Here is a 10,676-nt window from a genome sequence, read left to right on the forward strand (position 1 = left end):
GCTCGTGACCGCCCGCGCGGCCTACCGGGCCGGGCTCAGCGCCGGCGCCCGCGTCGTGGACGTCCGCGCCGGGCACCTGGGCGTCGGCGACTTCGCGGCCCTCGCCGCCGCCCGCCCCGACGTGATCCTCCTGGCCGGAGGCACCGACGGCGGCGACGAGACCGCCCTGCGCGCCCACGCCGAAGACCTCGCCGACTCAGGGATCCGCACCCCGGTCGTCCTGGCGGGCAACGCCTCCGCCGCCACCGAGGTGACCGCGCTCCTGGAAGCCGCGGGCATCCCGGTCACCGCGGTCGGCAACGTCCTGCCGCGCATCGGCTCGCTCAACCCCGTCCCGGCCCGGACCGCGCTCCGCGAGGTCTTCCTGCGCCACGTCATCGCCGGCAAGCACCTCTCCGCCAGCGCCGACTTCACCCGCATGGTCAAGGCCGCCACGCCTGACGCCGTCCTCACCGGCGTGGAACTCCTGGCCGAGCGCACCGGCGACCTCCTCGTCGTCGACGTCGGCGGCGCCACCACCGACGTCTACTCCGTCCTCACTCCCGACGCCGAACTCCAGGGCCCGCGCGCCGAGGTCGCCGGGACCGCCTGGCGCTCAAGGACAGTGGAAGGCGACCTCGGGGTCCGCCACACCGCCGTCGGCATCGCCGAGGCCGCCGACGAGGAGGACCTCCCGACCGACTGGGACCTCCCCGACGCCGCCCGCAGGAGGGGCGCCGACCCCGGCCTCCGCGCCGAGACCGACCGCGAACGGGCCTTCGACCGGGAGCTGTCCGCGCTCGCGGCCCGGGTCGCGGTGCGCCGCCACGCCCGCGGCGAGCGCATCGGCGGCCCCACCGAGCCGCTGCGCGGCGGCAAGGACCTCGCCGCGATCGACCTCGTCGTCGGCTCCGGCGGCATCCTGCGGCGCGATCCCGATGCGGCCCAATGGCTCCGGGAGGCCGTCGGCGGCGACACCTCCGGCGGCGTGCGGCCCCCCAAGGACGCCCGCTTCACCGTCGACGCGGACTACCGCCTCGCCCCCGCGGGGCTCCTCGCGGCCGAGGGCCGCCGCGACCTGGCCGCGAGCCTGCTCGCCGACCTCTGAGGACCCGCGGGCAACCGGAGACCCTTCGACGCGCGTCTACTGTCGGGAACCTTCGACAACCCATGCGACCCATCGAAAGGCAGACATGCAGCGACGCAACGCGATCAAGCTCGGCGCCGGCCTCACCGCCGCCGGGACCGTCCTCGGCACCGCCGGGACGGCCCACGCCGAGACCTCCGCGACCGACGCACAGGGCGCGGCCACCGCGATCAAGCGGATCTGGGACCGCGAGACCGCCAAGGCCGGGGGCACCTGGCAGGGCACTGTCACCCTCCTCAACGGCGACACCCCCGTCACCGCGGTCGACCAGGCGTCCACCAGCGTCCAGACCGCCGCGAGCATGAACAAGCTCGGCATCGCGCTCGCGGTGCTCGACAAGATCGACCGCGGCGAGCTCGCCCTGGACGACCGCATCACGCTGACCGCGGACATCATCCTCACCGGCTCCGGGTTCTACTTCCACCAGACCGCCTACGGCGACGAGATCACCGTCGCGAACGTCCTGGTCGCGATGCTCCTGGTCTCCGACAACACCTCGGTGCGGCTGTGCGGCCTGGTCTGCCCGCCCGCCGAGATCAACGAGACCCTCGCCGCCAAGGGCTTCACCGACACCCGCGTGATCCCCAACCCCGCCAACCCCAACCGCATGTGGCTCGGCGACACCACGACCGCCGAGTCCGCCGACCTCCTGCACCGCCTCGCCCTCGGCGAGCTCCTCTCGGAGTCCTCGACCCGGTTCTTCCTGGGCGTCCTGTCGGGCCTGTCCGGCTACCACGACGGGTTCCGCCGCGAGATGTCCTCGGCCGAGCGCTCCCGCATCGCCATGAAGTACGGCGCCGACGACGCCAACCGCAACGAGTCCGGCGTCGTCTTCGGCACCGACGGCGCGCCCGTCCTCGTCTACTCCTTCATGGCCCAGTTCGAGGACCACTGGGACAACTACGGGGCGACGCACCCGGCCGTCCAGGCCCACGCCAAGATGGGCCGCAAGTTCTTCGACATCGCCAACAGCGCCGGCCTCGGCGCCGAGAGCGCGTTCACCACCCTGAACGCCCAGGAGTCCGAGGGCGCCACCGGCGGCCTCTAGCCGTTCCGCGAACCGCCCGGCGCCCCGCGCCGGGCGGTTCCGCATGTCCGGGACCTGCACCTGTACGCATGCGGAGTCCTCCGGTTCAGCCGGTGATGTACGGTTCGGTGCGTATCCCACACAAGAGGAGTGATCAGCAGTGGACGTGGAGCGCACCGAGCTGCCCGGTATCGGAGTGCGGTTCGAATTCGAGACGAAACGGCATGTCCGACTCGGGATCGTCGCCCACCGTGAAGGCCGCCGCGACTTCATCATCTACGACCCCGACGATCCCGATTCGATGCTCGACTGCATCGTCTTCTCCGCCGACGAGTCGGCCGCGATCGGCGAACTGCTCGGCGGCGCCCGCATCGTCGAGAAGCTCAACCGCCTCCACCACGAGATCGACAACCTCGTCTCGCGGCAGTTGAAGGTCGGCGCGACCAGCCCGTACGCCGAGCGCCCGCTCGGCGACACCCGTGCCCGCACCCGCACCGGCGCCTCGATCGTCGCGATCGTCCGCACCGACGGCGTCGAGACCGGCCCGCCGCCCTCGGCGATCCTGCACGTGGGCGACCGCCTCGTCACCATCGGGACGCAGGAGGCCGTCGACGGCGTGGACAAGATCCTCCAGGGCATCGAGTAATGCACGGAACCGTCGAGCTCCTCCTTGAACTCGGCCTCCTGATCGGAGCCCTCGGGCTCCTCGGAGCCTTCGCCGGCAAGGCCGGCATTTCCGCCATCCCGCTCTACCTCCTCGCCGGGCTCGCCTTCGGGCACGGCGGCATCTACGAGATGCACGCGATCACCGGCTTCCTCGACGTCGGCGCCGAGGTCGGCGTCGTCCTCCTGCTGTTCACACTGGGCCTCGAATACACCCCGCGCGAGCTGCTCGGGACGATGAAGACCTCTTGGACCGGCGCCGTGGTCGACCTCGTGCTCAACGCCGCCCCCGGCGTCGCGTGCGCGCTCATCCTCGGCTGGGGCCCCGTCGCGGCCGTCGTCTTCGGCGGCGTCACGTACGTGTCCTCCTCGGGCATCATCGCGAAGGTCCTGTCCGACCTCGGCTGGCTCGGCAACCGCGAGACCCCCACGGTCCTCGCGCTCCTGGTCGCCGAGGACCTGGTGATGGCCCTCTACCTGCCGATCCTCACCACGCTCCTGGCCGGCCTCGCGTTCGCGCAGGCCTCCTGGGGCCTGGGGATCGCGCTCGTCGCCGTCGCGGGCGCGTTCGTGGTCGCCTCCAAGTGCGGGCACCTGCTCTCGCGCTTCCTCGCCTCCCCGAACGACGAGATCCTGCTGCTCAAGGTCATGGGCATCGTCCTGGTCGTCGCCGGCCTCGCCGAGCAGGTGCACGTCTCGGCCGCGGTCGGCGCGTTCATCGTCGGCATGGCCCTGTCCGGCGAGGTCTCGCGCCAGGCCGAGGAGACCCTCGAACCGCTGAAGAACCTGTTCGCGGCGATCTTCTTCGTCAACTTCGGCCTGGAGACCGACCCGACGGCGCTGCCGCCGGTCCTGCCGATCGCCATCGCGCTCGCGGTCGTCACGATCGCCACGAAGTTCGCCACGGGGTGGTGGGCCGCGGGCAGAAGCGGTTCGGCCTTCACGGGCAAGCTCCGGGCCGGGCTCGTGCTCCTGCCGCGCGGCGAGTTCTCGATCGTCATCGCCGGCCTCGGCGTCGCGGCCGGACTCGACTCGCAGCTGGGCACCGTCGCCGCCGCGTACGTCCTCATCCTCGCGGCCCTCGGCCCGATCGCCCCGCGCCTCGCGGGCCCGATCGTCGCCAAGCGCCGCAAGAAGGCCCGCGCCAAGCGCCTCGCGCAAGCCGCCGTCTGACGCACCTTCCGGTGGCGGGAGTGGCCATTGCGACTCCCGTCACCGCACAGTGCGGACCGTTATGCGGGCTTGATAGAACTCAAGGATGGCTGAAACCGCGAACCCGCCCCGCCCCGAGGACGAAGTCGTCGACATCGCGCGCGACCTGATCCGCATCGACACGACGAACACCGGCGACAACGCGACCGCGAAGGGCGAGCGCGCCGCCGCCGAGTACGTGGCCGAGAAGCTCGCCGAGGTCGGCCTCGAACCCAAGATCTACGAGTCGGCCCCCGGCCGCGCCTCCGTCGCCTGCCGCTTCCCCGGCGCCGACCCCTCCCGCGGGGCGCTCCTCCTCCACGGCCACCTCGACGTCGTCCCCGCCGAGGCCAGCGAATGGTCCGTCCACCCCTTCAGCGGCGAGATCAAGGACGGCTACCTCTTCGGCCGCGGCGCGGTCGACATGAAGGACTTCGACGCCATGCTCCTCGCGCTCGTGCGCGACTGGAAGCGCACCGGCAAGGTCCCCCCGCGCGACCTCGTCCTCCTCTTCACCGCCGACGAGGAGGCCGGCTCCGACTACGGCGCCCGCTTCATGGTCGAGCAGCACCCCGAGGTCTTCGAAGGCGTCACCGAAGCGGTCGGCGAGGTCGGCGGCTTCTCCATGACCCTCCCCAACGACCTGCGCGTCTACGTGGTCCAGACCGCCGAGAAGGGCCTCGACTGGCTCCGCCTGCGCGCCACCGGCCGCCCCGGCCACGGCTCGATGCTTCACGACGACAACGCCGTCACCCGCCTCACCCGCGCGGTCGCCAACATCGGCCAGCACGACTTCCCCGTCGAGATGACCCCCACGGTCCGCCAGTTCCTGGAGTCGGTCTCCGAGCTCACCGGCGTCGAGTTCGACCCGTCGAACCCCGACGAGGCCGTCGCCAAACTCGGCCCGATCGCCCGCCTCGTCGGCGCGACCCTCCGCAACACCGCGAACCCGACCCGCCTCAACGCCGGGTACAAGACCAACGTCATCCCCTCGACCGCCGAGGCCGTCATCGACTGCCGCTCCCTCCCGGGCCGCAACGACGAGCTCGAAGCGACCCTCAAGGAACTCGCCGGCGCCGGCATCGACTTCGAGTACGAGATCCGCCAGCCCGGCTACGAGACCTCCTTCGACGGCGCGCTCGTCGACGCCATGGCCGAGGCCATCCGCCTCGCCGACCCCGGCGCCCGCACCGTCCCGTACATGCTCTCGGGCGGCACCGACGCCAAGGCCTTCGCGACCCTCGGCATCCGCTGCTTCGGCTTCGCGCCCCTGAAGCTCCCCGCCGACCTCGACTTCACCGCCCTGTTCCACGGCATCGACGAGCGCGTCCCGCTCTCGGGCCTCCAGTTCGGCGTCGACGCGATGGACCGCTTCATTTCAAAGGCATAGCATCTCCAAGTCCTAGAAGCGAATCCCGGGGTCCGGGGCGGTGGACACCGCCCCGGACCCCGCTCTCTGGAGGCCCCGTGCTCCGCCACGTCCACCTGACCCTCGTCGACGTCACCCGGCGCTACGGCGACAACCTCGTCCTCGACCGCATCGGCTTCGCCGTCAAACCGGGCGAGCGCCTCGGCGTCGTCGGCGACAACGGCTCCGGCAAGTCCACCCTGCTCCGGCTCCTCGCCAAGACCGAGGAACCCGACAACGGCGAACTCACCGTCACCTCCCCGGGCGGCGTCGGCTACCTGCCCCAGCAGCTCGACCTGCCCGAGGACCGCACCGTCGCCGACGCGATCGACCTCGCGCTGGCCGACCTGCGCGAGATCGAGGCCGCCATGCGCGCCACCGAACGCGCCCTCGCCGACGACCCGAAGGCCGCCGACGCGTACGCCGACCTCTTGGCGCGCTTCGAATCCCGCGACGGCTGGGACGCCGACCTCCGCGTCGACCTCGCCCTGGCCGCGCTCGGCCTGCCCGGACTCGACCGCACCCGATCGCTCGGGACCCTCTCGGGCGGGGAGCGCTCGCGCCTCATGCTGGCCGCGACCCTCGCGTCGAAACCGGCGCTGCTGCTGCTCGACGAGCCGTCCAACGACCTCGACGACGCGGCCGCCGCCTGGCTCGAAGCCGAGCTGCGCGACTGGTCCGGCACCGTCGTGGTCGTCACCCACGACCGGGCGTTCCTGGAGGCCGTCACCACCACCATGATCGAGGTCGCCGACCGCAAGGCCCGCCGCTACGGCAACGGCTACGCCGGCTACCTCACCGCGAAGGCGACCGAACGCCAGCAGGCCCAGGCCGCCTACGAGAAGTGGAGCACCGAGGTCGAACGCCAGGAGGGCATCGTCGACCACAACGCCGGCCGCGCCGGCGCGATCCCGCGCAAGCTCCCCATGGCGAACATGTCCACCGGGGCGTTCCGGGCCCGCAACCGCGACCACGGCGCGTCCAGCCGCATCAAGATCGCCAAGCGGCGGCTCGAACGCCTGCACGCCGACCCCGTCGCGCCCCCGCCCGAACCGCTCCGGTTCGCCCCCGACATCGCGGTCGCCACCGCCGAGTCCGAAGCGCCCGCCCTGCGGCTCAAGGGCATCCGCGTCGGCGACCGCCTCAACGTCCCCGAGCTGACGATCGCGCGCGGCGAGCGCGTCCTCGTCACCGGACCCAACGGCGCAGGCAAGACCACGCTCATGCGGGTCCTCGCCGACGAACTCGAACCCGACGAGGGCGCGGCCGAGCGCACCGGCGCGATCGGCCACCTGCGCCAGCTCGCCGGCCCCGGCTCGGGCCGCACCTCCGTGCTCCGGGCCTTCGCCGCGGGCCGCGTCGGCACGCTCGAAGAGCACGCCGAAGCCCTGTACGCCTTGGGGCTGTTCGCACCCGAGCAGTTCGGCACCCAGGTCGCGGCCCTGTCCACCGGCCAGCGCCGCCGCCTCGAACTCGCCAGGCTCGTCTCCCGCCCGGTCGACGTCCTGCTCTTGGACGAGCCGACCAACCACCTCTCCCCGGTCCTCGCCGAGGAGCTCCAGGCCGCCCTCGCCGCCTACACCGGCACGGTGGTCCTGGTCAGCCACGACCGCAGGCTCCGCGCCTCCTTCGTGGGCCGCCGCCTGGAGATGGACTCCGGCGCGATCATCGATGCGCCATGACGAGTTCCCTTGCAGCCGTAGCGCATTGAGCGGCGTACTCGGACGGCGGGAACCCGGTGAGGTCCTTGAAGTCGTGCGTGAAGTGGGCCTGGTCCGACCAGCCGAGCTCGGCGGCGAGGCGGGCCAGGTCCGCGCCGGGATCGGCCGCGAGGCGGTCGGCCGCGTCGTGGAGGCGGTAGCGGCAGATGAGCGCCTTCGGGCCGAGCCCGATGTATGCCTGGAACAGGCGCTGAATCGCCTTCTGCGACATGAAGAACCGCGAGGCGACCTGGTCGACGCGCGTGATCGACCGGTCCTCCAGCATCGCCGTGACGATCCGCAGCAGCTCCCCGTACCGCTCGTCGGGCCCGGCCGGTGACCGCGCCGCCAGGAACCGCGAGACGGCCTCCACGGCCGCCTCGTCACCGCCGCCCATCACCACGTCGTTCAGTTCGTCGACCGCGGGGCCGAACACCGTCGCCGCCCCCGCGACCCAGTCCGCGACCGCGGCCGCCTCGATTCCGGTGAACGCGGTGAACCCGCCGGGCCGGAACTTCACCCCGAACACGCGCCCGCGGCCCGTCAGCGGATGGCGCGACACCGCCAGGCCCGGCCCGTGGACCTCGGCGCCGAGCATCGGCATGAAGCTGAGGTTCACGCACGGGTGGGGGACCACCACCGACTCGTACGAGGACCCCTCCGGCAGGTCCCAGTGCACCGCCCAGAACCGCTCCACCCACGTCCCCAGCGGCCCCGACACCGGGTATCTGCGCAGGTCGATGTGCCGTGCCGCCTCCTGCGGCCGCAGGAGGCCCTTGTCGCTCGCGGTCGGTCCAGTCATGCCCCGAAGATAGCGCCGGGGTCCGTCGCTTTTTTACAAGCGACCGCCCTCGGACCGGACGAGACTGGCCTTATGAGCGAATCAAAGGTCAACCCGATCCCCGACGGCTACCACTCCGTCACGCCGTTCATCGTCGTCAAGGACGGCGCCAAGGCCGTCGAGTTCTACCGGGAGGTCTTCGGCGCGCAGGTCCTGACCCGCAACGACATGCCCGACGGGACCATCGCGCACTGCGAGATCCAGATCGGGAACTCGATCATCCAGCTCGGCGACGTCAACCCGGTCTGGGGCATGGCCGAGCCCGACCCCGAGAACATCACCGCCTCCCTGGTCCTCTACGTCGAGGACTGCGACGCGGTCTACGCCAAGGCCGTCGAGGCCGGCGCCACCGTCCGCGAGGAGCCCGCCGTGTTCCTCACCGGCGACCGGTACGCCTCCATCGCCGACCCGTTCGGGCGCCGCTGGTCGATCATGACCCGCGTCGAGGACGTCTCCCGCGAAGAAGGCGAGCGCCGCGTCGACGAATGGCTCGCCTCCATGGGCAACCAGGAGTAGCCACCCGGGCCGCAGGCGGAGGAACCGCCTGCGGCTCAATAACTCTCGGGGTACCCCACGGTCGGGGCCGACACGTCGTCCAACGCCAGGCGGATCTCCGGGGGCAGGAACAGCTGCTCGGCCGCCAGCGACGCCCGCAGCTGCGTCGCGTTCCGCGCGCCCACGATCGCCGAGGCCACGCCCGGCTGGTCCCGCACCCACGCCAGCGCCACCTCCAAGGGGCTCACCCCGAGCCCCTCGGCCGCCGTCGCGCACGCCTCCACGATCCCGGCCGACCGCTCGTCCAGATACGCGCCCGCGAACCGCGCCCACTGCGCCGACACCGCCCGCGAATCGGCGGGCCGCCCGAACCGGTACTTGCCCGTCAGCACGCCCCGGCCCAGCGGCGACCACGCCAGCACCCCCAGCTCCATCGCCAGGCACGCCGGCAGCACCTCCCGCTCGACCCCGCGCTGGAGCAGCGAGTACTCGACCTGGCTCGCCACGATCGGCGTCCGCCCCGGCCACGCCGACTGCCACGCGTACGCCCGCGCCGTCTGCCACCCCGTGTGGTTCGACAGCCCCACGTACCGGACCTTCCCGCTGGCGACCGCCCCGTCGAGGACCGACATCGTCTCCTCAAGCGGCGTGTCCGGGTCGTAGACGTGCAGGATCCACAGGTCGATGTAATCGGTCCCCAGCCGCCGCAGCGACCCTTCGAGCGACCGCATCAGCCACCCGCGCGAGGTGTCCCGCTTGCGCGGGGCGCCGTCCGTGCGCACACCCGCCTTCGTGGCGATGTGCAGCTCCGAGCGCGCGGCCACCTTCCCGATGAGCTGCCCGATCGCCGCCTCGGCCATGCCCTGCCCGAACACGTCGGCGGTGTCCACGAGCGTGCCGCCGGCCTCCACGAACGTCTGAAGCTGCGCGGCCGCGTCCTCAAGGCCCGCTTCGTCGGTGGTCCATGTCATGGTCCCCAGGCCGAGGGAGGAGACCTCGATGCCGCTGCGTCCAAGTGGTCGGCGTTCCATGGGTTCACAAGGTACAGCGAAGGTGTTTCGCGGGAAAGCCTCAGGTGCGCTTGAGGCCGCGGCCGGGTTCGCGTACGCGCTGGCCGCCCGGCCGGTTTCCGAAATAAGATCGCGGGCATGGAATCCTGGACCGCACCGCACGTACCCGCCCTGCCCGGCCACGGCCCCGCCCTGCGCCTGCACGACACCGCGAGCGCGGGCCCGCGCGAGACGGTCGCCCCCGACGCCGACCGCGCGAGCATGTACGTGTGCGGCATCACCCCCTACGACGCGACGCACCTGGGCCACGCCGCCACCATGATCACCTTCGACCTGGTGCACCGGTACTGGCTCGACCAGGGCCTGGACGTGCACTACGCCCAGAACGTCACCGACGTCGACGAACCCCTCTTCGAGCGCGCCGAGCGCGACGGCACCGACTGGCAGGTCCTCGGCCTGCGCGAGACCGCGCTCTACCGCGAGGACATGGAGGCCCTCGCGGTCCTCCCGCCCCGCCACTACATCGGCGCCGTCGAGTCCATCCCCTCGGTCGGCAAGGCTGTCGCCCGGCTCCTCGACTCCGACGCCGCCTACCGGCACGAGTCCGGCGACGTCTACTACGCCGTCGGGTCCGACCCGGCCTTCGGCGAGGAGTCGAACTACGACCGCGCGACGATGGTCTCCTACGCCCGCGAGCGCGGCGGCGACCCCGATCGCGAAGGCAAGCGGGACCCCCTCGACCCGGTCCTGTGGAACGCCCCCCGCGACGGCGAGCCGTCCTGGGACACCGAGGCCGGCCCCGGTCGCCCCGGCTGGCACATCGAGTGCGCGTGCATCGCCCTGGACTACCTCGGCGAGCAGATCGACGTCCAGGGCGGCGGATCGGACCTGATCTACCCCCACCACGAGATGTCCGCCTCCCACGCCCAGACCCTGACCGGCAAGCGGCCCTTCGCGAACGCGTACGTCCACACCGGCATGATCGGCCTCGACGGCGAGAAGATGTCGAAGTCCCTGGGCAACCTCGTGTTCGTCTCCAAGCTCCGCGCCGAGGGCGTCGACCCCGCCGCGGTCCGCCTGGCCCTCATGGCCAGCCACTACCGCTCCGACCGGCAGTGGAGCGCCGCCGCCCTCGCCGAGGCCGAGCTGCGCCTGGGCCGCTGGCGCGAGGCCGCCGCCCGCGAGCTCGCCGTCCCCGCCGGGGCCGTCCTCACC

General features: G+C 72.2%; 10 protein-coding genes. 8 read left to right on the top strand and 2 right to left on the bottom strand.

The window, feature by feature from the left end:
• From DI269_RS16115 to abc-f, 6 genes are all read left to right on the top strand, one after another.
• Positions 1-1,087: glutamate mutase L (locus DI269_RS16115; RefSeq protein WP_112137587.1), on the top strand; the 1,087-nt coding region annotated here is incomplete at its 5' end.
• Positions 1,088-1,172: 85 nt separating this feature from the next.
• The gene (locus tag DI269_RS16120; protein ID WP_112137589.1) at positions 1,173-2,174 is read left to right on the top strand and encodes a serine hydrolase; all 1,002 of its coding nucleotides are present in this window, start codon (positions 1,173-1,175) and stop codon (positions 2,172-2,174) included.
• A 139-nt stretch (positions 2,175-2,313) separates the two neighbouring features.
• Positions 2,314-2,799 carry a cation:proton antiporter regulatory subunit gene (locus DI269_RS16125; protein WP_112137591.1) on the top strand — a complete coding sequence of 162 codons (486 nt, stop codon included), beginning with the start codon at positions 2,314-2,316 and terminating at the stop codon, positions 2,797-2,799.
• Complete coding sequence (locus tag DI269_RS16130) at positions 2,799-3,989, top strand: cation:proton antiporter (RefSeq protein ID WP_112137593.1); 1,191 nt, start codon at positions 2,799-2,801, stop codon at positions 3,987-3,989. The genes DI269_RS16125 and DI269_RS16130 overlap by 1 nt, the downstream gene beginning before the upstream one ends.
• 85 nt (positions 3,990-4,074) lie before the next feature.
• A complete protein-coding gene (locus DI269_RS16135) occupies positions 4,075-5,397 on the top strand; it encodes a M20/M25/M40 family metallo-hydrolase (RefSeq protein WP_112137595.1) in 1,323 nt (440 codons plus the stop codon).
• A 77-nt stretch (positions 5,398-5,474) separates the two neighbouring features.
• The gene (gene abc-f / locus DI269_RS16140) at positions 5,475-7,097 is read left to right on the top strand and encodes a ribosomal protection-like ABC-F family protein (RefSeq protein ID WP_198667475.1); all 1,623 of its coding nucleotides are present in this window, start codon (positions 5,475-5,477) and stop codon (positions 7,095-7,097) included.
• Here the strand turns inward: abc-f and DI269_RS16145 are convergent.
• Positions 7,081-7,917 (bottom strand): AraC family transcriptional regulator, encoded by an 837-nt coding sequence (locus DI269_RS16145; RefSeq protein ID WP_112137597.1) that lies wholly within the window; start codon positions 7,915-7,917, stop codon positions 7,081-7,083. The genes abc-f and DI269_RS16145 overlap by 17 nt on opposite strands.
• A 72-nt stretch (positions 7,918-7,989) precedes the next feature.
• Here DI269_RS16145 and DI269_RS16150 point away from each other — a divergent pair, with 72 nt between their 5' ends.
• Complete coding sequence (locus DI269_RS16150; RefSeq protein WP_112137599.1) at positions 7,990-8,472, top strand: VOC family protein; 483 nt, start codon at positions 7,990-7,992, stop codon at positions 8,470-8,472.
• Positions 8,473-8,507: 35 nt separating this feature from the next.
• Here DI269_RS16150 and DI269_RS16155 read toward each other — a convergent pair whose 3' ends face one another.
• Positions 8,508-9,482 carry an aldo/keto reductase gene (locus DI269_RS16155; protein WP_112137601.1) on the bottom strand — a complete coding sequence of 325 codons (975 nt, stop codon included), beginning with the start codon at positions 9,480-9,482 and terminating at the stop codon, positions 8,508-8,510.
• 117 nt (positions 9,483-9,599) lie between these two features.
• On the opposite strand from DI269_RS16155, the gene mshC reads away from it, so the two are divergent.
• Positions 9,600-10,676: cysteine--1-D-myo-inosityl 2-amino-2-deoxy-alpha-D-glucopyranoside ligase (gene mshC / locus DI269_RS16160; protein WP_112137603.1), on the top strand; the 1,077-nt coding region annotated here is incomplete at its 3' end.

Origin of the sequence: Glycomyces dulcitolivorans (genome assembly GCF_003265355.1) — a bacterium.
Classification (GTDB): domain Bacteria; phylum Actinomycetota; class Actinomycetes; order Mycobacteriales; family Micromonosporaceae; genus Glycomyces; species Glycomyces dulcitolivorans.

Bases quoted from the DNA above. Each gene is read 5' to 3' on its own strand.
- DI269_RS16120 (WP_112137589.1), top strand. From the start codon at position 1,173: ATGCAGCGACGCAACGCGATCAAGCTCGGCGCCGGCCTCACCGCCGCC.
- DI269_RS16130 (WP_112137593.1), top strand. From the start codon at position 2,799: ATGCACGGAACCGTCGAGCTCCTCCTTGAACTCGGCCTCCTGATCGGA.
- DI269_RS16135 (WP_112137595.1), top strand. From the start codon at position 4,075: ATGGCTGAAACCGCGAACCCGCCCCGCCCCGAGGACGAAGTCGTCGAC.
- DI269_RS16145 (WP_112137597.1), bottom strand. From the start codon at position 7,917: ATGACTGGACCGACCGCGAGCGACAAGGGCCTCCTGCGGCCGCAGGAG.
- DI269_RS16150 (WP_112137599.1), top strand. From the start codon at position 7,990: ATGAGCGAATCAAAGGTCAACCCGATCCCCGACGGCTACCACTCCGTC.
- DI269_RS16155 (WP_112137601.1), bottom strand. From the start codon at position 9,482: ATGGAACGCCGACCACTTGGACGCAGCGGCATCGAGGTCTCCTCCCTC.